The sequence below is a fragment of the Nitrosopumilus adriaticus genome (assembly GCF_000956175.1).
Classification (GTDB): domain Archaea; phylum Thermoproteota; class Nitrososphaeria; order Nitrososphaerales; family Nitrosopumilaceae; genus Nitrosopumilus; species Nitrosopumilus adriaticus.
Genome location: NZ_CP011070.1, coordinates 511,708 through 532,957, shown reverse-complemented (window position 1 = coordinate 532,957; position 21,250 = coordinate 511,708). Strand labels below are relative to the sequence as shown.

Here is a 21,250-nt window from a genome sequence, read left to right as displayed (position 1 = left end):
CTAAGATACGCCCAAGTCACCGAATGTTTTTAGTGTCATTCCATCAGAGTTTGAAAGTTTTGCAACTCTGTGACCAACAACACATTCAACACCTGCGTTTTTGGCGCCTTCTAAAAGTCGCTGGGTAATAATCCCATCAAGTAGAAGATATTTTATTCCAGATTGGGATGAGAGTTTACTTACTACTTCACTGATTGGAACTTTGAAAACTTCATTTTGATCACCATCTAAAGCAACGGCTTCAAGTGTTTCATTGAGATTTGGAAAAACTTTTGATGCTATTTCTGCAAGAGGTTTATCATCTTCACTTTTTAGAGCAGGTGCTGGCTTTCCAGATTTAATTTCATCTGCAATTGGTCTTAGAATTTCATCAATTCTTTGTGGGGTTAGTTCTTCAACTTCAACACCGCTATCAGCTTGTAATTCATAATCTAAAGTTACAACGGATTTGAGTTCTTTGAGAATAAATCCACCAGATCTATCTCCATCAAGAAATGCTACCACAGTGTCTTTATTATTACATAATTCTTTGATAGATTCATCAATTTTTGCACCTTCAATTGCTAAAACATTATCATATCCAGCTCTTAGAAGATTGATTACATCGGCTCTTCCTTCTACCAGGATTACCCATTTAGAATCAAAAACACCAGAACTACATGTTAATTTGGATGGTCCATATGTTGCTAGTTTTCCAGCATCACCCTGATGAACATCATTTAACATTGTTTCTCCTTCACTGACTGTTTTAGTAGCCCATTTTTGCTTGATTTCTTTTGCACGTCTTACAATGTCATCTTTCTTTGCAGCTCGTACATCATCAATTGCTTCTAATTTGAATGTGCAATCAAAAGGTCCTACTTTGTCAATGCTTTCAATTCCTGCAGCAATTAATGCGCATGTATCAATATCAGTGCTCATTGGAATTAATGCATCACCTGCAGTAGTATTTGCAGTAGATTTACTATTAACTTCAATACGTCCTACTTTAGAAACTCGTTGCAGCTCATTCAGATTCATCTCTGGCCCTAACAGTCCTTCTGTTTGGCCAAAGATGGCTCCGATTATATCTGCTCTTTCAACGAGCCCATCAACTTCATAGGAAAGTTTAACGTGATATTTGACAATTCCTGATTGAGGCATAAATGATTCATCTCCTTTATTATCATAATTTGGGTTTCTACCTTCGATATATGAGGGTATCGCAAAAAGGATTGCAACTGATGAAATATTTCAATAATAATTGAGCTTAGCAAATGCTAAGTGAATCTAAAAATGAAAAATAATGATAGTTGTTTATTCAGTACTAAATGAGTGACCACATGAACAGGATTTTGTAACGTTTGGATTATTGATTTTAAATCCAGAACCCATTAGACTTTCAATATAGTCTACGTTTGCACCTTGTAGATGGTCAACACTGTAACTGTCAACTAGGAGTTTTACTCCATTTTCTTCCATGACTATGTCATCCTCTTCTGGTGTCTTTTCAAAGCCCATCCCATAGGATAGACCAGAACAACCGCCACCTTGGACATATACTCGAAGATATTCAGGTGATTCTGCTTCTTCTTTCATGAATTCTTTGATCTTCTCAGCTGCTTTTGTGCTGACTGTGATCATCTTTTGTGTTTGCTCAGTTGCCATTATAAACAAAAATGCCGCTTCAAATTATAATAAGCTTTTCCCACCCAGCACACTAGTAATTTAAGAATTAATCATGTTTTAGACATTATTCACTAGAGATCGTCATTATAATCCCCAGAAATATTGGGAATTAGTTCAACTGTTGTAACTTCCAAGTCACATTTTAGAGAAATTGATTTCACCTTACTTTTGTATAGGAAATATTTTTTCCCATCCTGATTGATGGATCCGGATATTGCCAGTAATTTGGCATCATACAGCGTTTGAAGTCTTCTATACACAGTACTGATTGGAATCTTTTTTTCATTAGAAATTTCCATGGCAGATTTTGGCTTTTCTAATGTATTATGTAGAATTTGCTTGCAATATTTATCGGCCAGTATTTCTAAAATAACCTGTTTTCTTTCATCATCAACTATTTTTCGAGTTTGGGATAATTCCTGCATATCCTAAAAAAGAAGAGATTTGATTTAACAGAGATGATTGCACTGCAAGACATCGCATACATCCTAAATTAATCCTCTAAAACAATGTTAAAGCATGGAACAGTTACCAAAAAAAATAGTTCTTCCAACAATAGTATTTGCAATTTTACTGATTTCATTTTCAGTAAATTTTGCAAATGCGCAATCAGTTCCTGAATGGGTAAAAAATACAGCATTATGGTATGGGGAAGGAGTTGTTTCAGAACAAGAATTTCTAAACATGGTTAAGTTTTTGATTGAAAACGAGGTCATTGTAATAGAAAGTATTGATGCTGAAAAAGTAACACATCAAGCAACAGTTACAATTCCTAATGGAAACTCAGAGATTGCCAGTGCAGGATTTTACTTACCGTTGAATCTAGAAATTTCTAAAGGCACTACAGTTACATGGGTAAATGATGACTCTGTACCACATAACATTCAAAGTCTAGATACATCTGGAAAGGTAATTGATTGGTTTAACAGTCCTCCATTAAACACAGGTGATAAATTTGAATTTGCATTTGAAGAGTCTGGAGTGTACAACTACTATTGTTCATTTCATCCTTGGAGAGTAGGTTCAATTACAGTAAAGTAGAGTTGAAATACTCTAACTTTATTTTTTTGAATTGAATAAAATAAGAAGGAAATTGGAAATAACTATTTCTTTGACTTGTTAACAAATGCTGTCATTCGTTCTTCTCTATCAGGATGAGTGAAACAATTTCTCCATGCAAGTATTTCAAGGCCAAGACCAGTATCAAGATCTGCATTTCGTCCTTTGTTAATTGCAACTTTAGACATTTGAACACCCATTGTAGAGTTTCCAGCTATTTGTTGTGCCATTTTCAAAGCTTCTTCTTGTAATGATGCAAGAGGAACTACATGGTTTACAAGACCTATTTCTTTTGCTTCATCTGCTTTGATCATTTTACCTGTGTAAACAAGTTCTTTTGCTTTTGCTATTCCCACAATTCGCATTAATCGTTGAGTCCCTCCCCATCCAGGTGGAACTCCAATTGTTACTTCTGGTTGACCTAGTCTAGCAGTATCTGCTGCTATTCTAATATCACATGACATTGCAAGTTCGCAACCTCCACCTAAAGCAAAACCATTAACGGCAGCAATAGTTGGTTGTTTTACTAATTCAACAGTTGAAGTTACAAGTTGACCAGTCTTTGCATATTCAACTGATTCGTCTGCAGAGATTTTTGACATGTATTCAATATCTGCACCTGCAGAAAATGCCTTTTCTCCTTCACCAGTCAAAATGATAACTTTTACATTATCATCATGATTTAGTTCTTCAAAAGTTTTGATTAGTTCTTTTGCAACATCTGTATTCATAGCATTGAGTTTGTCAGGTCTGTTAATTTTGACAGTACAAATGCCATCAGAAGTAGATGTGGTAACTAGTGACATGTTAATTTGGCAATAGGTATGGGAATTAAATGTTCTCTATTTTCCGAGAACTTTGCCCCATTGGGCTAATGCGGATGCAGCTGCAACCCAAGTTCTGAGATCCTGGTAAACTGGAACATTATGCTTCTCAATCAATTTTATCATTTTTTCAGTATATGGTCCACCATTTCCTCCAGCCAAAATAGGTTTCTTCTTTTTCTTTGAGAGATCATCTAAGAAACCAACAATTGTTTCTTCAAGTGGATCATCTTGAAAGACAAACCATGGCATTGCAATATCAATATTCTTTTCATCAAGGAATTGTTGAATGACAAATCTATAATCATCAGCAGTTGCGCCACCACCAACATCTGCGGGATTACCATTGTGAATTGGAACAGTTGGTGGGAAACGAGCCTTTATTTTTTTGAGAATTGGTGGAGACATTTTTCCTATTGTAAGACCTAATCTTTCTAATTGATCAATTCCACCAATCATTGGACCAGCACCATTACTAGTCATTGCAACACGGTTACCTTTTGCAGCGGGTTGCCATGCTAATGCCTTTAGAGCCCCAACTAATTCTTGATAACTATCAACTGAAATAATTCCTGCTTGTTTGAAAGCACCCATGATCATTGCATTTGAGCCTCCTAGTGAGCCTGTATGGGATGCAGCTTGTTTAGCACCTGCAGCAGTTCTTCCACTCTTCCAAATTACTATAGGTTTCTTCATTTCTTTCATTACACGTTTAGCAGTATTGATGAATTTTCTACCATCGCCAAATCCTTCTACATACAATCCAATTACTTTAGTTTGAGGATCATTTGCAGCATACCAAATCATATCTGCTTCATCAACATCAGAACGATTACCAAAACTAATCATCTTGGATAAACCAAATACATCTGCACTTTCTAACATACTAATTCCCATAGTTCCACTTTGAGAGAAGAATGCAACATTACCTAATTTTGAACGTACCATTCTTTCCTGTCCTTGGAATGCGCAATCAAGACGATTTGCAGCATTAAACATACCAATACAATTTGGACCGATTACACGGATTTTGTGTTTTAGTGATAATTCTTTTACTTCAGCTTCCATAGCGGCTCTGTCACCACCAAGCTCTTTGCCTCCACCTGAAACGATTACAACATTGTGAATTCCTTTCTTTGCACAAGTCTTCATAATTGGACCACATAATGAAAGATCAACACAAACAACAACAAGATCAACTTTGTCAGGAATTTCTTCTAATGAAGGATAACATTTGATTCCCAGAATTGATTTTTGTTTAGGGTTAATTGGATATACTTTGCCTTTGTAATCTTGTTTTCCAAGTGCATCTAAAACAGAATTACCAATCTTTCCTGGTGTTGAAGATGCTCCAACTAGTGCGACAGACTTTGGAGTAAAGAATGTCTCCATTGATGCAATGTTTGGTTTTGCTTTTGAGATTGAATTCTTTTTTAATTTGTCATTAAGAATAATTTTTGCATCAACTACATAGTGTGATTTTGGATAAACAATTACTGGGTTAAAGTCAATACTGTTAATGTAATCGGCATTTTCTACGCCTAATTTTCCAATGTTTACTAACATTTTTGCGACCATGTTAAGATCAACTGGCTCACTTCCCCTGAAGCCTTTGAGAAGTTTGGAACCTTTGAGTTCGTTTATCATTGATTTTGCATCAGATGTGGTGATTGGCAGCATTCTAAATGCAACATCTTTGAAAACTTCAGTCATTACTCCTCCCAATCCAGCCATTATCATTGGGCCAAATTGTGGATCATTCTGAATACCTACAATTAGTTCAACTCCTTTTGGAACCATCTTTTCCAAAAGAATTCCTTTTACCTCAACACCTTTCTTTTTTGAAAGACGACCATACATGTCATTGAATGTCTTTTTCACATCATTGACATTATCAATTCCAACTTTTACTCCACCAACATCAGTCTTGTGTAAAATTTGTGGAGATACAACTTTCATTACCAGAGGAAATCCAATTTTTTTTGCCTGCTTTGCTGCCTCATCAGCAGAAGTAGCTAGTGCATAAGGTGGAACTTTAACTCCATAAGTTTTGAGAATAGATTTTGATGATTCTTCAGTGATAACTTTGTGATCTGTTTGAATAATTTCTTCAAAAATTTTCTTCACTGCAGTCATCGTTCGATCGATGAAATCAAATCTAAGTATATTAATTTAATTAATTTGACAAAATTCAATTCGTGATATTTGATACCTAAAAAACGAAATTTCTGATCGCTATATGCTCTTGTAAAGATAGGGATAATCGACATAGAAGTATCAACTAAACATGATAAAAAAGGGTCGATTATTTTTTTCACCAAGTCACATCATCAAAGTACCATACTTCGCACACCTAACTAGGTGTACGAAACATAGCTTTTTCTTGTTACGCAGTATCAAATGCTATCATTTTTTGTATCAAGATATAGCAAAATTTTCTACAAAAATGTCTGTTACGCACTATGTTTTGCTATATCGCCAATTTTGATAGCTATGTCGCAATTTCGTGCGCTATATAGCTGTTATTTCGTGCGCTATATCATAGAGGTATCTTAGCTATGTCTTTTGATATCTATGTTATTTCATAGCTTTTTTGCCCAAAAACGATAGCTAGCTATACTTCGCACACCTAAAATGGCGTTTTAGGTATTACGAAGAGATACAAAAAATTCAGTATTATTGTTGGTTTTTGCGTTGTTGTTTTAGTTGCTCTGCAAGTTTTACGTTGTACTTCTTTTTTCGAGATAGTCCCACTGAATACAGGTCTGTACCACGTTCCTCATAGATTTCTTTGAAGATTTTGACAATTAACGTCCTATCACATTCTACATCAGGGTGTGAATATAGGAAATCCTCATGAAACTCATTTCTTTTGGCAGTAGTGGAGTAATCTGCACCTTGAGATAGTTCCTTTCTGATTGTCTTTCTTAGAATGTCTGATGTGGATTGTGGCATTTTCACATTATATGGTAAAATTTCCTTTTATCCTTTTTAGCTCAAATCCTAACAGGTTTAGACTTACAGCCCACAATATTCACATGGCCACAAAAACATGCGATGCCCAAATTGGATAACATATGTACTTAGAACAGATATTGCCAATAAGACAAATCCAATCGGTTTATCTTTGAAAATCAAAATCACAGAAATTATTGAAATAAGAATCTCAACTCCAGTAAACACTCGAATTACTTCATCAAAGAATCGTATGCCAAAAAGAATCCCTTCTCCCACCATAAAGATGGTGCTCAGAAAAAACAAGTGAATGCCAACACCTACAGAACAACCAATTTTTGTTATTTTGTTGTTCATAAATTAAACAAATCCTAAACCGTCTTTTATCCAACAAGAGATGCTGATTGTTCCTGAATCAGGATAGCATGGGACAAAAATAAATTCAAAAATTCCACCAAGCATGCTGATTGCTTCGTTAATTCCAAGCAATGCAAAAATTATTGTCAATACCAAAAGTTTTGGATGCTTTTCATAGAATTTGTATAGGTCCTTTGGTTTTTTCTCAGGATCATTACTATTTAGCATTGGCCACAAATATTTGAAAAACAAGTATCCGATAATTCCATATATAATTAAAACAAACAAGACCTTTTCATCTCCATTCCTAATGTAATCAACCATTCATTACTACTCTTAATCATTGCAAGACAGTTGAATTTGGTGTTTCATATGATAGTCATAAAGTATTCGAATCTTTGGTTCAAATTTCAATAGATTTGGTATAAGAAAATTGTTTGCGGTTCAAATTTGTCCCACCGGGAATGACGCGAGGAGTATAGTCAGGCGTTTAGATTTTGCACTATTTTGGTATAATTTTATTCTAGGAATAGGAGATGATCATAGAGTTATTTTGAATTCCCATGGTCCCTCTAAAACAGAGAGTTTGGGATTAGATTCTGACAGGGTTCCCATATTTGGTGGAATTGATGGTGGAGGATCTTTTAGACGTTCTCTTTTTACCCATGCTATTTCATTAATAATAATAGTAATTTCTTTTGCATTGGAATCCAATGTAGAAAAAAATCTGAATTCACCAGAATAATCAGATACCATTTCATTTGTTGTAGGATCAGGGCCACTACTTCCTCCTCCGCCACCAGAATGTCCATCCGAATGTACATTACCCAAATCATCTTTGATTTGAATTGTTAATTCTGGACTATCTACACGCATATTCATGTCATTGAATTTTGATGGATTTGAAAGAAGATAATCTGGAAGTTTGGTTCGTTGGTGAGTATACCAACTTAGCTTCATATTATTTTCAAAAACTTCAAGTGAAGAAAATGCAATGTCAGTATCATGCAAATGTAATTTTTCTACAATTGGAATCACTCTAAGAAGTGACAGGGATTCGGGTTTTGGTGCTTTGCCTCTAAATTCACTCATTGAAACATTTTGGAATTCAAATTTTGTATTTTTTGTAATTATCCAAAACTCTTTGTTTTCAGGTTTTGCATCAACAATTAGAGATGAAAACTTTGGAGGATGGGAATGCCCACCTCTGGAAGTTTGTTGGTGTTTATGAGCAAAATCTTGCAAAAATGATGTGCTTATCCTTTCTTTCTTTTTTACCAATCTTCCAAATAATGAAGAAAAATCAATGTTGTCTTTATACTTGGGCATTGTTTTTTCTGCAAATTCCATCGTACCCAAAGTGATCACATTGGCCTCCGGAATTGTATCCTTGAAATTTTCAGTTAGTTTTTCTAATTTTACTAGTCTCATGCGGTTGGAAGGGCAAGCATTGCTGGCTACAAGTCCACTCAATATCATTTTAGGGTAAACGTTTTCTTTGTGGGAGGGATTTAGATATTCAATTGGAATTTCTTGAGATTTTGTTTTTTCAATCTCTTGTGAGGTTGCTGAAAAGCAAAATGCAAATGCTTTATCGGTCCCTGTAATTTGGACAATGTCACCCTCGTTTATTCCCAGTTTTTCCATATATTCAGGCTCTATTTTGATTATGGTTTTGCAATGATCGTCTTTTTCAAGAGAAAATGATCTAAAGGTTATGGAGTTATCACTGGACATCAAAGCAATACAACAACCTAGTATTTTTTAGCGTTCCTCAATGCTTTTCTTCATTCTTTTTTTAACTGCATAAATTACAATAAACAATACAATAAGGATTGGTCCAAGACTACTCACAATTATGGCAGTAAATGTTCCTAAGGGAGATATTGTTTCACCTGTCTGTAAATTCTGCCAATAAAACAAATCACCTACTTTGAAAAAATATCGGTTTTCATCAGAGGGTTTACTTTGATGTTCTTCTAAGGTTATGAATTTACAAATGTTGTTGTCAATGTAATGCGTAGAGTTCTCCCAGTCGATGAAGGGTTGAGTGCACAACATGTTTGTGTCAGGGTTTTGTTTTTCCTGACATGCACAGTTGCCAAAGATTCCTCTTAGTTGGTCTGGAGTATTGTTTGATTCGTATTCACGAATTGAATTGTGATGGTTTACCAGAACTGCAAGCATTGTTCCAACAACCAAAACAAGTCCAATAATTATCAATAATCTAGTTTTCATTTTCTATTCCACAATAGTATTCTTCTAATGGCATCCTTTCATAACCTGAATCTCCCACTACAAGATACCGTCCTTCTTTTTCACATACAGGGAACGGATCAAAATCTGTTTCATCCCAGAATTTCAAAACAGGGTAAAAAGAATCAAAGAACGGACAAGAATACACAATCCTATCCTCATAAACTAGATCATTAGATGTGTGGTCATTACCAATTTCTTGTTTTAGATGGTATACTTCCAGTTTGGGATGCGTGCATGGATTAGCATATCCTGTTTCAATTACAGTGAATGTGGGTCGTTCTCCATATTCCAGATTTCTAGTAAAATCTTTGATCCTAATGTTTAATGATGGAATTTGTCCTGGAGATTCTTCATATCGAATTTTTATGTAGTCTTTTTTCTCATCATAACTTAGTTCTTTAGAATCAACTGCTTTCATTATGTTGGTTATCCCTAATTCTTCAGCTTTTTTCATAATTTTAGATTCAAGTGTTGGAATTGGTTCGGGTGGTGCAGTTCTCGGAGGATCTTTTAGTGGAGGGATTTGAACATCAGAATCATCACCCAAACAAACATGCAATGATGGACTGTATGTTAATCCCTCATTGCAGAATCCATGATATTTTCGCTCAAAGTGAGTAGTACAAGAATCAGTATTACCGTTGTACACCAAATCACCTTCACAAGAGACGACACATTTGAACAGTACTTGATTGTAATTTTGTCCATCAGGACAAGTCTTTGATTCGTCATATGTCAAATATCTATCAGTGTTGTCAGTATTCAAAATCATGTCCTCAAACTGCTCATCAGTTAGAAAATATTCAGCAATATGGCCTTGCGATGGACCCAAAACAAAAAAAGCGATAGTAAATGAAATGGCAATTCCAATAATTATCAAAATTCTAGTTTTCATTTTCAATCAATCATACCAAAGAATTCCAAAATATTTTTGAATTTCATATGTTAGGTAAGGGCCACATCCATTTTGAGAACCTAACCAGTCAGGAGTTTCTCCATCAACAAAAATACAAATTCCCGTAACAGAGACACCTATCCAAACTGCAAAAATTACCGAACCCGTAATGATGACTTTGTATCTAGTTTTCATTTTTTTAAACACTTGTCATTTTTTAGGTAATCCATGACTTGTTCTTGTGGAATATCATATGCAAAACTAGAATTACTGTTGTTACATCCTGCACTAATCTTTACGCCCTGATGCAATACACTCTTCTTTACATGCAAACTAATAGCGCTTTCATTACCTGCTTTTGAATCATAAAAAATTACCTTCCATCCTAGAAAATCTCCAGAATGAGATGTAGAATGATTTGGATATTTTTCAATAAAGAATTTCACTTCTGGAATTTTTGCAAAATCCTCTTCAAATGTTTCATCTGAAGTATTTGACATTATAAAACCAGCAAGTGCATTAGAGACAATCATCAAGAAAACTGGGGCTATTACAATAGCGACAAAACCTATCAAAATAACTATTCCTACAATAATTGGTATTTTGTATCTAGTTTTCATTTTCTATCTCCAACAGTTGCGCAATTCTCTTGATATGCATTCTTACAAACAGGCTTACATGTCCATTCATCAAATGCCCACTCACCTGGTGCATCTAGTAATTTACAGGATTCCACACTAGGCAACACACATTGTCCATCAATCAAGATGTATTCATAGCCCCACGCACTACAGGGCCCACAAGCATCAGTACAAATAATTCCATTTCCCTCATTAGCAACAAGCTGTTTTACAATTCCAGGGAAATAAAAAATACTGTTAAGGTTAAAGACGTCAAATGGATTTGTAGCATATGTCACTATGGTTGTGTAAAACAGTATAACGGCAATAAATGAAATCAAAATTATTTTGTATCTAGTTTTCATTTTTTAATCAACTTCCTAAGAACAGAGGATCTGTACAACAAGATTCCTGCAACAGACAATGTAACTATTGGTACCCACAAGGCAACAAAAATTTGCTCAAAGATGTATGGCCTGATTTGCTCGGGTTGTGATATGAGTATTGGCAAAAAACCTAAAGAAGAAACAAGGTTTGGTATCCCAAAAAACAACAGTAGACCTGCCAATTCCAAAGACAAGTATGGCCTGCTAGAAATTTTTTTGAGTTTTAGAACAAAAAAGGTTCCAATAAACAATGAGAATATGATAATTATCGGAATAATTAATGGAATCAGAAATTTGTACCATACAAAATCTTGTGAAAAGCTTGGTGCCAATTCAGAATCCAAATTTACTGAACCGCCCCCTACAAGATTGGATTCTTGTGCCATTGCGGGAAGAATAATTGTCGTAATGAACAATCCGATCAACAATAGTCTAGTTTTCATCATATTTCCCAACAAGGATTGTCTCGTACTTGTTTTTCATATTGTATACCATTTAACTCAAAAAATGTTGTTCTATAATCATAAGAAAAGCATTTGTACATAAATTCCAGATTGTCATTCTGAAAACTTCCAACTGCCAAAAATGCCATCTTTTGATCATAAATCATTTCAAAAACTATTGCAGGTTCCTGATCCAACACTTTCACATATCTTATTTTGTTTTCAGGATACATATTGACAAACTCTTGCACAATTTCATTTTTCATTGCAGTCTCAAGTAGATACTGATCAGAATACATCAGATGTAGAATCAGATTAGAATTCATGACAAAAAGAGTCCCAGAAATTACCGCTACAGAAATCAATACAAGAACAATCAAAAATTTAGTTTTCATATTCTTGCAATTTCAGACTCTAATTTTCGCTTATTTGAGCGCGTGGAATAGCGAACTCTAGTGTTACAGCATGGGCATCTCAAGAATTTTTCCTTGAAATAATAGTCACAGTTTTTGCAAAAGCATCCACCTTCCTCATAGGCTCTATGCTTTGAGATGGATTCGTGTGTGTTACATTTGTTTTTGCAATTGATTTGTCCCATTATTATTTACCAATTAGAAAAACACAATTGTACTTACTATATGAAGGTATTATTCATCACGAGTCTAATCTTTAGAGATTATTCTTCATCAAGAATAGTCCATGACAATCCCAGTAGTTGTTCCCAAGATTCAGATTTATCATTTGACATGATAGGGATTAGTAAAATTTACAGGTTGGCATTTGCCATCTACTGCAATATGTGTAGCGGGACAATAAATTTCAACATCAGATGGAACAGCATATACATTTGTTAAAACAAAGGAAATAGCAAAAAACAACAGAATTATTTTATTCAAAATAAAAAAAGAAAAAAGATTATTGGGATTGATCCAATATTTCTTTTATAGGTTTACCTTTAACGTTATCATCGTTGTAGGCTTTATCATTTTGAATTTTGTATTTTGTGTGGCCACCTGCAATTGAGAATTTTACATCCTCACCAACTATTCCACTCGTGTCTTCACCAAGATGAACAATTATTTCATCACCGATTTGATATTGATCATCACTAGTGAATGAGATTTGATCTCCTGACTTGAAACCTTGGATAGTTATGGTTATGATATCGCCTTTTTTGATGGTTTTATCTGATTTAGAAGCTTTGTCTACTTTAACATCAACTTCAACTTTGATAGTTTGAAGATCGATGTTATCAAAAGCTTCATCATCTTTGTTTACACCATCCCAATAGAGGATATCACTTATTGCAACAACAGTTCCTTGGATAGAATATTTAACATCTTTTTTGAGGTCTTTCATATCTATCGAGCCATAGGAGGCATGGGAATGAGTTACTTCGTAATCTGGGAAATACTGTCCCATATCACTTGGAATGTATTCAGTTGTGGATATTTGTTCTGAAACTTTTTCGTTTTCAAAGTTTGCAAAGAATATACCACTGACAGCTACTACTGCAACAATGGCAGCCAATGAGAATATTTTATATTTCATTTTCAATACCATCCATTGATCTGAGAGATATCTCCAGACCTAATTATTGCATATCCTGTATCGCAAGACGTGTGCATCATTGTATGACTAGTTGAGCCAGACTGATGAATTAATCCCGCATAATGTCCAAATTCATGATTAGCTACATATTCGATGTTATCATTTTGATACCATTGACATGAGCCTGAATTAATCATGTTTGCATCTGCATTGTTACTAAACATTATGTACTTTACAGAACCAGAAATTATCGGAGTAGTGGTTGCTTTGTCGTTTGCATTAGCGAGATAGGTGCTTGTTACCCAACTATATGTTCCACCTGAACAACTGGTTCTCTCAGATACATTGAAATCAGTCATACTGTTGACATCATTCATTCCATTTATTGCATGAGTTTTTATCGTTGAGCCTTGGTTTGTATTTCCATTAAGTTCAACTAAATTCAGTCCACTAACACTATAACAAATTTGTTGGTTGTTAGATAATAGACCTGAATTACCAGATGTGTGTGCAGAAACGTTTGGGATTACAGTTAATCCACCTAATAACGCAATTGAAGTTACCACAGTCATTATTTGTATCGTATTCATGTTATTATATTCCCAAGTTTGGAAATTGCTAATAAGACAAACGCACCGTTGGAGACGTGCTGATCGGTACGTAATATTTTTAAGCAAAAAGTTGTCCGTTGTTCTTTTTTACATCAACATTATATTTTTCAAAAATTTTATTTTTACAAAAAGAAATTCCTTGTGATGTGAGTTGTATTGACTGTATTTGTCTATTATCACTACTTAATTCAAAGGCTATAAAATCCATCTTTTCATTTAACCATTTTAGATAACGCATGCACGTAGTATATTTTAAACCAGATTTCATGGCAATCTGGGATTTTTTAAGTGAGCCTTGTTCATAAAATATTAGTAATATTCTTTCTACCACTTGCCAGCTCACAGCATCTATCTCTTTTATATCAACACTAACTTTTTTCTCCATTTATTATCCTCATAACCTATTATTTTCTAATTTTTGGGCATTTAAAACATTACTGATGTATCCTATGGAAAACATAGATCAGTACATTGTATTATTTTTGTTATAATGTATTGGTAATTCTACAATACTGGAATAAAATTTTGGAAGCCAGATAAATTATCCTTGTAAAGTAAGGGGTGTTTGGGACGAGAATAATCGATGATGATATTGTGCATCCAGCTTCCAATAATATAATAACTTATGATATTAATAAAAATTTAGACAGGATTTATTCAAATAAATTTACATTTGACTTAGTGATGAAACATGACTCTTGGAATTCTCAAATGCCTTTTGTAATCTTGATTCTAGTTCTGCCTTTTTCTGTAAGTCTACAATCCATTGACCTAGCTGAGCTTTGATGATTTCCTCATGCCATGATAGTTTAGGTGTATTTTCTACTTTTTTAGTCATGATTTTAATATAGTATACTATATTATACTATATTAATATAGTGTAATATAATTAGATATAATTTCACAAAGTAATGTGGCCGATACCATGCAATTTGTTGCAACAATTGCTCATCAAGGGGAAATGAGAGTAATTGTTATCCCAAAAAGAATGCATGATAAAATTTCTACGTTTGAAGGCGAGCAAGTAAAAATTACGATAGAAAAGATCTAACAAGTGTTAGATTTGAAGATAATTCATTAATGAATCTCAACAGTTCCACTAATAGCAAACCTCGATAGGTCCACACACCATAATAAAATTACAAAAAATCAAACAATTGGAAACCCACTAGTAAAAAACAAGAAAACAGACATGAATGAAATTATCCAGACAGTAATTAGAAAAACAGATTTAAGAAATTTGGATGAACTTGTTTTTCTTACAAAAACTACAGATATTCCTGAAACAAGAAATGCTGCAATGAATGATGGCAACAAAAGAAGAGAAAGATCATAGGACATGAACACATCACACTATGGAGCTAACTTAAAGATATTTTTCAACATTATAGAATTATTTAGAGAAAACAGTTCTAAATTGAACTGTGCACAAATATTACAGAAATAAAACATCATGGTATGATTTTTGCATTTTGATGTAATGCTTTAACGTGTCTTGCAAGAAAGCCTTCCCCCTGTAACCATATTCCACAAATATCACATTGAATTCTTTTTGAACTCATGATCTACCTTTTGAAATTTTTTCTAGCAATTCAATTATCTGTTCATTTTGACTGACAATTTTTTTGGTGTTTGATTCAACACCGTCATTTCTCAAGTATGCGTGCAACCATAGGGCAAACTGAATTATTCGAATTATTACATATCCTACAACAACTGCAATGATTCCATAAAGGACATATCCAAGATCTCTTTTAAGATCATCCCAAAAGTTCTCGGCCACATTCTCAATGAAATGAACTATTTTCTGTTCTATTCGCTCAACTGATGCTACGACTTTTTCAATCTCTTTAATGTCATTTTTAATTTCATTCACATCTTCTTTGATGTCATTTATGACTGTCTTTTCCAGATTCTCAGTGTCTTGCTCGATTTTTGTCACATCGGACTTTATGTCGGATATGACACTTGAGAAGTCTTTTCCAATGGATGACTCTATTGATTCGACTTTAGATTCAACTTTTTCAACATCTTTAATCACAGTGCCAATATCTTTTGTGATATCACCTTCAAGGGAAGATATCTCCCCTTTTACATCACCGATGTCTTTTTTCATGTCAGCATCAAGCGTGGAAATATCACCCTTTACTTTTCCAATATCATCATCAATTCCTTTGATTAGTGGATCAACTACTTCTTTGACCACATCCTTAACACACGATTTTAGGTCAGTTATGCTGCATGCATAGGCATCATTAGGGGTTGAAATGAAAACAATTAACATTGAGATCGTAAGCAATGTGGAAAGTTTATTGAAAGTGATTTTTAACAAGTATTACCTGCATATGTTATTATCATAATAAATGTTAAGTCATAATATAACCAAACAATCAAATCTTGACAGGTCCACATACTTACAGTATAAAATAAAAAGAAAGGAAAGGCTTAGCAAGCCTCCTTTAAAATTGAGAACAGTTTGTTTTTTAGCTCTTGTTCACTACCTGCCGTAGTTATCGCTGCAGATATTTTCTTGTGAATATGTTCAACTACAGCATCTGCACCTTGATCTAGTGCATCACCCAAATGTTTTTCTATTCTTTCTTTGATTCTATCTTTTTTAGCATCCAAGATGGCATCCATTGCTGCTTTGTGCCAAGTTAATTCGATAAAATCAACAGGGTTTTGTCCTGTACAAGAAGGACATTCACATGAATTTTGTGATTCTACTTGTGAAACTGAGCATTGTGGTCCATTACATTCCATTTACTTCACCTCCCGTATAATCAAAAGTAAGACAAAAAGAATCACAGGAGGTTGTAGGAGAGCGACGATTGTTAGTATGGTTTGTGATTCTCATTGTTACTTACCTAAAGTAAGTTAATAACAATTCTTTATTTATAGCAGCTAGTGAAAGACATGCTATCAGATATACATATGGTTAGTTACTCTTTATTACTAACTATAGAAAGGTAAGCATTATATACAAAATTCTTCAAATGCATATATGAATTTGGATGCAATTAAAAACTGTCCAGTGGACAATACCTTCAAAATTATTGGAAAAAAATTCACCATACACATTATCAGAAATATGGCAATGAGGGATCATACTAGATTTAATCAATTCCTAGATCACATTGAGGAGATAAACCCCAAAACGCTTTCTGCAAGACTAAAAGAAATGGAAAGAGCAGGATTAATTTCACGAGATGTGTATGATGAGATTCCAATTCGTGTAGAATATCATCTTACAAACAAGGGCAAAGATCTTCAGGGAATATTATTACAGATGGCAGCATTCTCAATGAAACACTATCCTAAACAAGTCTTCAAAGATGGTAAATCAAGAACAGTAAAACAGGTTTTCAACATACCTTCACCAAAATTAAATTAGAATTGAAATGAAAAAAACTGAATTTAGTATAGAATAATGGAATTAATTAAGAAGGGTTTTTTATTTTTCTAATAATTTTTTTAATTTGTCTATATCCTAAAACTGGTAAGACACAATATGGACATCCAATCTGTGAGATAGAGCAGCAACAAAGACAGTCACATTTCCCTTTTTCATGATCACATTCTTGGCACTTCATCTCGTTTACTCCTGGGCTTTGATCTAAGACGTGTTTTACAGCAGGGACAAATAGTTTCTTGTGTCATAAAAAACAATGCACATAATGAACACCATTTTTGACCAATTTTGTAACGTAAATTATTTGTATATGAATTAGGTTTGAATCTACTACATAATCCAGTACATACTTGAGCCATAAAATAATCAATTCAAAAAGACATTTAAGAAAATGGCCAAATTCATTCTAAAAAAATTAACGTATTCTACTTGTCTATACCTATCACATATGTACTCTAAGAGGAATTTGAACCAAATACAAATCTTAACAGAACCACAAAAATATCAAGTCAAAAACAAGTGTAGATACTAATTCTAAGCAGTGTTTGAGTTATAGACAACACTATCAATGGTGTCTAGTCGTTTGCTCATATTTTGAAATTTCATTAAAAGAATTTCATAGTTCTGCAATAGTTCTTTGCGCTCTTGATGGAATTCCTGTTTGAGTTTACTTATTGCTTGATCGTCTGTAGTTTCAGTGTAAAGAGTAAGAAATGGCTCCACCATCTCATAGAATATTTCCAGTTCCTCTTTTGATTTTGAGAGATATATTTTAGATGACTGACTTTTTTGTCCCATAAATACTCGTGTCATATCATCACCAACTGCGGCAATCTGGCATGCAGTACGAAACACCTTACGTAGTCTTTTGGGTCTAAGCGGACCTTGCTTTTTTGGAGTAAGGAAAATTCCCAGTCTCTCTTGAGCAATTCGGAAATTAGTCGCAATATTTGCTGAATCCATACGCGTATTATTATCTCGGATATTAGATACAAAGATAGGTTCAGAGTCTTCAGCATCTTTTCTGTTTTGCTTGATGTATTTTCTAAGTCCCTTTGTAGCCTCTACTCCAATAAAGGTTCGAATCCATTCACCATTTTTGCTTCTAAAATTCGACACAAACAGTCTCTTGTGTTCATCTTGACCCCTGACAAAATCAAGATTCAATTTTATTAAATCTCCAATATCAAGACCAGAAGACATCAAACACATTGCAATCACTTCATCTCTTCGATTAAGAGATTTGAGAAAATCTCGTAGTAATTGCTTGTTTAGGACTAGTTTTCGTGTATCTTCATTTATTGAGAATAAAGGATAGTTTGCATCAGTCTGATCTACCTCTTTTGGTCTCATTTTTGGCGAATGCCAGGATCTAGTATCAATTTTGTTGTGGGAATAAAATCCTCGCAATGTCCCATAGATTCCAATTATGCATGAATTGGCATCTTGCCCCATGTCTTTGCACCAAGAAAATAGTTCTGCCAGCCTATCTTCGGCAAGTTCCGTATCTTGGGTGGCTTCTTTGATTAATTCATCAGGGGTTTTGCCTGAATGTTTGAGTAATCGGGTCATCCAGTATGTGACGTTTTTCCAGGTGTTTGCAGACAAAGTACCATTAACACCACGTCTTGCCAGTTCTCTTTTCCATCTTTTTACGGTATCAAATGTTTCAAAATCATATGAGATAGTGATTGTTTTTTTGCGCAAGTATCATTGTATTGCAAAATTTGTTATTAAATTTTGGTGAACAACAAAGTTTTGTATATTAAACTTTGGTCAAAGGTCAAATGACGTTTTGAAATTGTTGTAAAAATTCTTCATATTTGATTTTACAGTTGAAATATTTTCAACAATGTCTAAGCGAATTTTTTGTGGATCGATGTATGGGATTTTTTGTAGTTTTTCTTCTGTATTATCAAGCCAAAGATTCACCATCTCCTCATTTACCTCTAAGTGAAACTGTAATCCAACAGCACTCTTGTATTGAAATGCCTGATTGGGATAATTCTCAGATGAGGCCAGATTAACAGCACCATTAGGTAAATCAAAAGTATCACCATGCCAATGAAATACAGTAAATGGATTTGTGAATCCTTTGAAAAGAGGGGCATTATTGTTTATTTTCAAATCATTGTAAAATCCAATTTCTTTTCTTGGTCCAGGATACACTTTGCCACCAAATGATTTTGCAATTAGTTGTGAACCCAAACAAATTCCAATCACAGGGGTATTATTTTCAACAGATTTTTTGATTAGTTGTTGTTCTGCTCGCAGATAAGGCAAATCATCATTTGCACTTTCAGGTGCACCTAAAATAACAACCATAGAGAAAGCCCTGTCTGGAAGTTTTTCATGCTTTGCATTTACAGATACAATTTCAAATCCATCTTTTTGTAATAGTTCACCGAGATAACCTGAACCTTCAATTCGGGTATTTTGTACAAGTAGGACATCAGACATTATTTTCTATTTCCAAAAGTGCTTAATATGTTAGAACTACATTACATGATGTGCTAGTTTCTGAACAGGAAATTGCAGAATTGAAGAATTTTGTTTTTCAACTAAATTCTAAAACAGATTGCGTAGTAGTTGTTGAAGGGAAAAGGGATTGCAGAGCATTAAGAAAGGTAGGTTTCCTAGGAAAAATTTTAGAATTTCACAAGTTCAAAGGAATAATAGACTTTACAGATAGTGCGGCAAAATATGAAAGCCTCATAATCCTTTTTGATAGAGATAAAAAAGGAAGGTACCTTACTGGAAAAACAATCCATCTACTACAAAGAAGAACAAAGATTGATCTTTCTTACAAAAGAAAACTAAGGGAGATTACAAAAGGAAAAATAATGTTTATTGAACAACTAGTTTGCTACGAATCTTTTCTTGTTTAAGGCCAAATTCCTCTTTCTTCAAATGCATCAACTACTCTTTGTACAGCTAAAGCCATAGTAGCCTTTCTCATGTCAACTTTGTGTTTCTTTGACATTTCATATGCATCTTTGAATCCCTTAGTGATATTTTTCTCCATCTTGTTTGCAACCTCATCAAAGCTCCAATAGTAACCCATGTTATTTTGAACCCATTCAAGATATGAGATACATACACCACCAGAGTTTGCAAGAATATCCGGAATTACTAGGATTTTCTTTTGATAAATAATTGGATCTGCTTCAGGTAATGTCGGACCGTTTGCAGCTTCTGCAATAATTTTACATTTTAGATTCTTTGCAATCTTTGCATTGATTTGATTTTCAAGTGCACCTGGAACTAGAACATCACATTTTGTAGTAAGTAATTCTTCAGTGCTGATTTTTTTGCTTCCTGGAAATCCTACAACAGAGCCATGTTTTTGTTTATGCTCTAAAATTTTACTGACTTTGGCGCCATTTGGAATTGAGATAGATCCTTTAGAGTCACTAACACCAATAATTTTTGCACCCATTTTTTCAAGATATTCACCTGCAAATGTAGATGCATTTCCAAATCCTTGTAAAACAACTTTAGCACCTTTTAGATTTAGTTTGATTGCCTTTGCCGCTTCTCTAACAGTATATGCTGCACCTAAACCAGTAGCAACATTTCTTGCTAGAGAACCACCCATAGTGATTGGTTTTCCAGTGATAACACCTGGAGAATATTGATTACCGTTTAGTTTGCTAAATGTATCCATGATTTGAGTCATTTCTCTTCCAGTTGTGTAAACATCAGGAGCTGGAATATCTTTTGCAGGACCAATGATCTCAGAAATTTTGAATGCAAATCCTCTTGTTAATCTTTCAAGTTCTGCTTCACTAATCTTTTCAGTTTTAGGATTAACATAGATGCCACCTTTGCCACCACCTAATGGAACATCTACAATGGCACACTTCCAAGTCATCCATGATGACAAAGCCATAACTTCGCGTTCCATGTATTCAACACCACCTTCTGGGTTAAAGTAACGAATGCCTCCTTTGTATGGTCCTCTATCATTATTATGCTGACTTCTAAAACCTGTGAAAACTCTAATTTTTCCATTATCCATCTTTACTGGAATCTTTACTCTCAAAACTTTGTTGGGCATTGCAAGATATTCACGCAATCCTTTATCTTTAATTCCTAAAATATCACAAGCATCGTTAACTTGCTTTGTTGCATTTGCAAACGGATCATGCTTGACCAAGATAATTTTTAAAATTTAGCATATTATATTAAGTTTCATGAAAAATTTCAG

General features: G+C 34.1%; 32 protein-coding genes. 5 read left to right on the top strand and 27 right to left on the bottom strand.

Annotation, left to right across the window (positions count from 1 at the left end):
* The 3 genes from dnaG to NADRNF5_RS03135 all read right to left on the bottom strand — a co-directional run bounded on the left by dnaG (position 1) and on the right by NADRNF5_RS03135 (position 2,093).
* On the bottom strand, positions 1 to 1,143 hold the full coding sequence (gene dnaG, locus NADRNF5_RS03145; protein WP_048115644.1) for a DNA primase DnaG: 1,143 nt from the start codon (positions 1,141 to 1,143) through the stop codon (positions 1 to 3).
* A gap of 153 nt (positions 1,144 to 1,296) precedes the next feature.
* Positions 1,297 to 1,647, bottom strand: a complete 351-nt coding sequence (gene erpA / locus NADRNF5_RS03140; RefSeq protein ID WP_048115643.1) for an iron-sulfur cluster insertion protein ErpA — start codon at positions 1,645 to 1,647, stop codon at positions 1,297 to 1,299.
* Between the two features lie 92 nt (positions 1,648 to 1,739).
* Positions 1,740 to 2,093, bottom strand: a complete 354-nt coding sequence (locus NADRNF5_RS03135) for a helix-turn-helix domain-containing protein (RefSeq protein ID WP_048115639.1) — start codon at positions 2,091 to 2,093, stop codon at positions 1,740 to 1,742.
* Positions 2,094 to 2,187: 94 nt separating this feature from the next.
* On the opposite strand from NADRNF5_RS03135, the gene NADRNF5_RS03130 reads away from it, so the two are divergent.
* Positions 2,188 to 2,709: a cupredoxin domain-containing protein gene (locus tag NADRNF5_RS03130; RefSeq protein WP_048115638.1), complete on the top strand. Its 522-nt coding sequence runs from the start codon at positions 2,188 to 2,190 to the stop codon at positions 2,707 to 2,709.
* A gap of 62 nt (positions 2,710 to 2,771) precedes the next feature.
* Here the strand turns inward: NADRNF5_RS03130 and NADRNF5_RS03125 are convergent, their stop codons facing one another.
* From NADRNF5_RS03125 to NADRNF5_RS11100, 18 genes are all read right to left on the bottom strand, one after another.
* Positions 2,772 to 3,533, bottom strand: a complete 762-nt coding sequence (locus tag NADRNF5_RS03125; protein ID WP_048115637.1) for an enoyl-CoA hydratase/isomerase family protein — start codon at positions 3,531 to 3,533, stop codon at positions 2,772 to 2,774.
* 36 nt (positions 3,534 to 3,569) lie between these two features.
* Positions 3,570 to 5,687, bottom strand: coding sequence for a 3-hydroxypropionate--CoA ligase (locus NADRNF5_RS03120; protein WP_048115636.1), 2,118 nt, complete (start codon positions 5,685 to 5,687; stop codon positions 3,570 to 3,572).
* 540 nt (positions 5,688 to 6,227) lie between these two features.
* Positions 6,228 to 6,506 carry a hypothetical protein gene (locus NADRNF5_RS03115; RefSeq protein WP_048115634.1) on the bottom strand — a complete coding sequence of 93 codons (279 nt, stop codon included), beginning with the start codon at positions 6,504 to 6,506 and terminating at the stop codon, positions 6,228 to 6,230.
* A 63-nt stretch (positions 6,507 to 6,569) separates the two neighbouring features.
* Complete coding sequence (locus NADRNF5_RS03110) at positions 6,570 to 6,863, bottom strand: hypothetical protein (protein WP_048115632.1); 294 nt, start codon at positions 6,861 to 6,863, stop codon at positions 6,570 to 6,572.
* 3 nt (positions 6,864 to 6,866) lie between these two features.
* The gene (locus NADRNF5_RS03105) at positions 6,867 to 7,187 is read right to left on the bottom strand and encodes a hypothetical protein (protein ID WP_048115630.1); all 321 of its coding nucleotides are present in this window, start codon (positions 7,185 to 7,187) and stop codon (positions 6,867 to 6,869) included.
* Positions 7,188 to 7,403: 216 nt separating this feature from the next.
* A complete protein-coding gene (locus tag NADRNF5_RS03100; protein WP_048115625.1) occupies positions 7,404 to 8,600 on the bottom strand; it encodes a hypothetical protein in 1,197 nt (398 codons plus the stop codon).
* Between the two features lie 27 nt (positions 8,601 to 8,627).
* Positions 8,628 to 9,101, bottom strand: a complete 474-nt coding sequence (locus tag NADRNF5_RS03095) for a hypothetical protein (RefSeq protein WP_048115623.1) — start codon at positions 9,099 to 9,101, stop codon at positions 8,628 to 8,630.
* Positions 9,091 to 10,017 carry a hypothetical protein gene (locus NADRNF5_RS11540; protein WP_237089324.1) on the bottom strand — a complete coding sequence of 309 codons (927 nt, stop codon included), beginning with the start codon at positions 10,015 to 10,017 and terminating at the stop codon, positions 9,091 to 9,093. The genes NADRNF5_RS03095 and NADRNF5_RS11540 overlap by 11 nt, the downstream gene beginning before the upstream one ends.
* A gap of 6 nt (positions 10,018 to 10,023) precedes the next feature.
* Positions 10,024 to 10,212 carry a hypothetical protein gene (locus tag NADRNF5_RS03085; protein WP_148313054.1) on the bottom strand — a complete coding sequence of 63 codons (189 nt, stop codon included), beginning with the start codon at positions 10,210 to 10,212 and terminating at the stop codon, positions 10,024 to 10,026.
* Positions 10,209 to 10,637, bottom strand: a complete 429-nt coding sequence (locus tag NADRNF5_RS03080) for a hypothetical protein (protein ID WP_048115617.1) — start codon at positions 10,635 to 10,637, stop codon at positions 10,209 to 10,211. The genes NADRNF5_RS03085 and NADRNF5_RS03080 overlap by 4 nt, the downstream gene beginning before the upstream one ends.
* A complete protein-coding gene (locus NADRNF5_RS03075; protein ID WP_048115615.1) occupies positions 10,634 to 11,002 on the bottom strand; it encodes a hypothetical protein in 369 nt (122 codons plus the stop codon). The genes NADRNF5_RS03080 and NADRNF5_RS03075 overlap by 4 nt, the downstream gene beginning before the upstream one ends.
* Positions 10,999 to 11,466 carry a hypothetical protein gene (locus NADRNF5_RS03070; RefSeq protein ID WP_148313053.1) on the bottom strand — a complete coding sequence of 156 codons (468 nt, stop codon included), beginning with the start codon at positions 11,464 to 11,466 and terminating at the stop codon, positions 10,999 to 11,001. The genes NADRNF5_RS03075 and NADRNF5_RS03070 overlap by 4 nt, the downstream gene beginning before the upstream one ends.
* Positions 11,466 to 11,861: a hypothetical protein gene (locus NADRNF5_RS03065; RefSeq protein WP_048115612.1), complete on the bottom strand. Its 396-nt coding sequence runs from the start codon at positions 11,859 to 11,861 to the stop codon at positions 11,466 to 11,468. The genes NADRNF5_RS03070 and NADRNF5_RS03065 overlap by 1 nt, the downstream gene beginning before the upstream one ends.
* On the bottom strand, positions 11,858 to 12,064 hold the full coding sequence (locus NADRNF5_RS11020) for a hypothetical protein (RefSeq protein ID WP_148313052.1): 207 nt from the start codon (positions 12,062 to 12,064) through the stop codon (positions 11,858 to 11,860). Before NADRNF5_RS11020 ends, NADRNF5_RS03065 begins: the two co-directional genes overlap by 4 nt.
* Positions 12,065 to 12,381: 317 nt before the next feature.
* Positions 12,382 to 13,017, bottom strand: coding sequence for a hypothetical protein (locus NADRNF5_RS03060; protein ID WP_148313051.1), 636 nt, complete (start codon positions 13,015 to 13,017; stop codon positions 12,382 to 12,384).
* 2 nt (positions 13,018 to 13,019) lie between these two features.
* Entirely contained in the window at positions 13,020 to 13,607 is a 588-nt protein-coding gene (locus NADRNF5_RS03055; protein WP_148313050.1) for a hypothetical protein, read from the bottom strand.
* 79 nt (positions 13,608 to 13,686) lie between these two features.
* Positions 13,687 to 14,013: a helix-turn-helix domain-containing protein gene (locus NADRNF5_RS03050; RefSeq protein WP_048115607.1), complete on the bottom strand. Its 327-nt coding sequence runs from the start codon at positions 14,011 to 14,013 to the stop codon at positions 13,687 to 13,689.
* Positions 14,014 to 14,295: 282 nt separating this feature from the next.
* Positions 14,296 to 14,466 carry a hypothetical protein gene (locus NADRNF5_RS11100; protein ID WP_160289381.1) on the bottom strand — a complete coding sequence of 57 codons (171 nt, stop codon included), beginning with the start codon at positions 14,464 to 14,466 and terminating at the stop codon, positions 14,296 to 14,298.
* A gap of 87 nt (positions 14,467 to 14,553) precedes the next feature.
* Between NADRNF5_RS11100 and NADRNF5_RS11750 the strand changes: the two genes are divergently transcribed.
* The gene (locus NADRNF5_RS11750; protein WP_257719705.1) at positions 14,554 to 14,679 is read left to right on the top strand and encodes a hypothetical protein; all 126 of its coding nucleotides are present in this window, start codon (positions 14,554 to 14,556) and stop codon (positions 14,677 to 14,679) included.
* A gap of 141 nt (positions 14,680 to 14,820) precedes the next feature.
* A complete protein-coding gene (locus NADRNF5_RS11095; RefSeq protein WP_160289380.1) occupies positions 14,821 to 14,964 on the top strand; it encodes a hypothetical protein in 144 nt (47 codons plus the stop codon).
* A gap of 222 nt (positions 14,965 to 15,186) precedes the next feature.
* On the opposite strand, the gene NADRNF5_RS03045 is transcribed toward NADRNF5_RS11095, so the two are convergent.
* Positions 15,187 to 15,834, bottom strand: coding sequence for a hypothetical protein (locus tag NADRNF5_RS03045; RefSeq protein ID WP_148313049.1), 648 nt, complete (start codon positions 15,832 to 15,834; stop codon positions 15,187 to 15,189).
* Positions 15,835 to 16,073: 239 nt separating this feature from the next.
* Positions 16,074 to 16,391: a hypothetical protein gene (locus NADRNF5_RS03040; RefSeq protein WP_048115603.1), complete on the bottom strand. Its 318-nt coding sequence runs from the start codon at positions 16,389 to 16,391 to the stop codon at positions 16,074 to 16,076.
* Positions 16,392 to 16,632: 241 nt separating this feature from the next.
* On the opposite strand from NADRNF5_RS03040, the gene NADRNF5_RS03035 reads away from it, so the two are divergent.
* The gene (locus NADRNF5_RS03035; RefSeq protein ID WP_048115601.1) at positions 16,633 to 17,022 is read left to right on the top strand and encodes a winged helix-turn-helix transcriptional regulator; all 390 of its coding nucleotides are present in this window, start codon (positions 16,633 to 16,635) and stop codon (positions 17,020 to 17,022) included.
* 46 nt (positions 17,023 to 17,068) lie between these two features.
* On the opposite strand, the gene NADRNF5_RS11090 is transcribed toward NADRNF5_RS03035, so the two are convergent.
* The 3 genes from NADRNF5_RS11090 to NADRNF5_RS03025 form a co-directional block, all read right to left on the bottom strand.
* Complete coding sequence (locus NADRNF5_RS11090) at positions 17,069 to 17,221, bottom strand: hypothetical protein (protein WP_160289379.1); 153 nt, start codon at positions 17,219 to 17,221, stop codon at positions 17,069 to 17,071.
* 353 nt (positions 17,222 to 17,574) lie between these two features.
* Positions 17,575 to 18,747, bottom strand: coding sequence for a tyrosine-type recombinase/integrase (locus tag NADRNF5_RS03030; protein ID WP_048115599.1), 1,173 nt, complete (start codon positions 18,745 to 18,747; stop codon positions 17,575 to 17,577).
* A 69-nt stretch (positions 18,748 to 18,816) separates the two neighbouring features.
* Entirely contained in the window at positions 18,817 to 19,500 is a 684-nt protein-coding gene (locus NADRNF5_RS03025; protein WP_048115596.1) for a type 1 glutamine amidotransferase, read from the bottom strand.
* A 50-nt stretch (positions 19,501 to 19,550) separates the two neighbouring features.
* Here NADRNF5_RS03025 and NADRNF5_RS03020 point away from each other — a divergent pair, with 50 nt between their 5' ends.
* Positions 19,551 to 19,928, top strand: coding sequence for a toprim domain-containing protein (locus tag NADRNF5_RS03020; RefSeq protein ID WP_048115594.1), 378 nt, complete (start codon positions 19,551 to 19,553; stop codon positions 19,926 to 19,928).
* Here the strand turns inward: NADRNF5_RS03020 and NADRNF5_RS03015 are convergent.
* A complete protein-coding gene (locus tag NADRNF5_RS03015; protein ID WP_048115592.1) occupies positions 19,925 to 21,199 on the bottom strand; it encodes a Glu/Leu/Phe/Val family dehydrogenase in 1,275 nt (424 codons plus the stop codon). The two genes, NADRNF5_RS03020 and NADRNF5_RS03015, sit on opposite strands and share 4 nt — an antisense overlap.
* Between the last annotated feature and the right edge of the window lie 51 nt (positions 21,200 to 21,250).

What these genes read in the sequence shown, in the direction of transcription:
- NADRNF5_RS03070 (WP_148313053.1), bottom strand. Translation starts at nt 11,466, where the DNA reads ATGAAAACTAGACTATTGTTGATCGGATTGTTCATTACGACAATTATT.
- NADRNF5_RS11020 (WP_148313052.1), bottom strand. Translation starts at nt 12,064, where the DNA reads ATGGGACAAATCAATTGCAAAAACAAATGTAACACACACGAATCCATC.
- NADRNF5_RS03135 (WP_048115639.1), bottom strand. Translation starts at nt 2,093, where the DNA reads ATGCAGGAATTATCCCAAACTCGAAAAATAGTTGATGATGAAAGAAAA.
- NADRNF5_RS11095 (WP_160289380.1), top strand. Translation starts at nt 14,821, where the DNA reads ATGAATGAAATTATCCAGACAGTAATTAGAAAAACAGATTTAAGAAAT.
- NADRNF5_RS03095 (WP_048115623.1), bottom strand. Translation starts at nt 9,101, where the DNA reads ATGAAAACTAGATTATTGATAATTATTGGACTTGTTTTGGTTGTTGGA.
- dnaG (WP_048115644.1), bottom strand. Translation starts at nt 1,143, where the DNA reads ATGCCTCAATCAGGAATTGTCAAATATCACGTTAAACTTTCCTATGAA.
- NADRNF5_RS11090 (WP_160289379.1), bottom strand. Translation starts at nt 17,221, where the DNA reads ATGAAGTGCCAAGAATGTGATCATGAAAAAGGGAAATGTGACTGTCTT.
- NADRNF5_RS11750 (WP_257719705.1), top strand. Translation starts at nt 14,554, where the DNA reads ATGCAATTTGTTGCAACAATTGCTCATCAAGGGGAAATGAGAGTAATT.
- NADRNF5_RS03120 (WP_048115636.1), bottom strand. Translation starts at nt 5,687, where the DNA reads ATGACTGCAGTGAAGAAAATTTTTGAAGAAATTATTCAAACAGATCAC.
- NADRNF5_RS11100 (WP_160289381.1), bottom strand. Translation starts at nt 14,466, where the DNA reads ATGACTAAAAAAGTAGAAAATACACCTAAACTATCATGGCATGAGGAA.
- NADRNF5_RS03130 (WP_048115638.1), top strand. Translation starts at nt 2,188, where the DNA reads ATGGAACAGTTACCAAAAAAAATAGTTCTTCCAACAATAGTATTTGCA.
- NADRNF5_RS03105 (WP_048115630.1), bottom strand. Translation starts at nt 7,187, where the DNA reads ATGGTTGATTACATTAGGAATGGAGATGAAAAGGTCTTGTTTGTTTTA.
- NADRNF5_RS03065 (WP_048115612.1), bottom strand. Translation starts at nt 11,861, where the DNA reads ATGAAAACTAAATTTTTGATTGTTCTTGTATTGATTTCTGTAGCGGTA.
- NADRNF5_RS03055 (WP_148313050.1), bottom strand. Translation starts at nt 13,607, where the DNA reads ATGAATACGATACAAATAATGACTGTGGTAACTTCAATTGCGTTATTA.
- erpA (WP_048115643.1), bottom strand. Translation starts at nt 1,647, where the DNA reads ATGGCAACTGAGCAAACACAAAAGATGATCACAGTCAGCACAAAAGCA.
- NADRNF5_RS11540 (WP_237089324.1), bottom strand. Translation starts at nt 10,017, where the DNA reads ATGAAAACTAGAATTTTGATAATTATTGGAATTGCCATTTCATTTACT.
- NADRNF5_RS03100 (WP_048115625.1), bottom strand. Translation starts at nt 8,600, where the DNA reads ATGTCCAGTGATAACTCCATAACCTTTAGATCATTTTCTCTTGAAAAA.
- NADRNF5_RS03110 (WP_048115632.1), bottom strand. Translation starts at nt 6,863, where the DNA reads ATGAACAACAAAATAACAAAAATTGGTTGTTCTGTAGGTGTTGGCATT.
- NADRNF5_RS03115 (WP_048115634.1), bottom strand. Translation starts at nt 6,506, where the DNA reads ATGCCACAATCCACATCAGACATTCTAAGAAAGACAATCAGAAAGGAA.
- NADRNF5_RS03025 (WP_048115596.1), bottom strand. Translation starts at nt 19,500, where the DNA reads ATGTCTGATGTCCTACTTGTACAAAATACCCGAATTGAAGGTTCAGGT.
- NADRNF5_RS03085 (WP_148313054.1), bottom strand. Translation starts at nt 10,212, where the DNA reads ATGAAAACTAGATACAAAGTCATCATTACGGGTTCGGTAATTTTTGCA.
- NADRNF5_RS03080 (WP_048115617.1), bottom strand. Translation starts at nt 10,637, where the DNA reads ATGAAAACTAGATACAAAATACCAATTATTGTAGGAATAGTTATTTTG.
- NADRNF5_RS03125 (WP_048115637.1), bottom strand. Translation starts at nt 3,533, where the DNA reads ATGTCACTAGTTACCACATCTACTTCTGATGGCATTTGTACTGTCAAA.
- NADRNF5_RS03050 (WP_048115607.1), bottom strand. Translation starts at nt 14,013, where the DNA reads ATGGAGAAAAAAGTTAGTGTTGATATAAAAGAGATAGATGCTGTGAGC.
- NADRNF5_RS03075 (WP_048115615.1), bottom strand. Translation starts at nt 11,002, where the DNA reads ATGAAAACTAGATACAAAATAATTTTGATTTCATTTATTGCCGTTATA.
- NADRNF5_RS03060 (WP_148313051.1), bottom strand. Translation starts at nt 13,017, where the DNA reads ATGAAATATAAAATATTCTCATTGGCTGCCATTGTTGCAGTAGTAGCT.
- NADRNF5_RS03040 (WP_048115603.1), bottom strand. Translation starts at nt 16,391, where the DNA reads ATGGAATGTAATGGACCACAATGCTCAGTTTCACAAGTAGAATCACAA.
- NADRNF5_RS03035 (WP_048115601.1), top strand. Translation starts at nt 16,633, where the DNA reads ATGAATTTGGATGCAATTAAAAACTGTCCAGTGGACAATACCTTCAAA.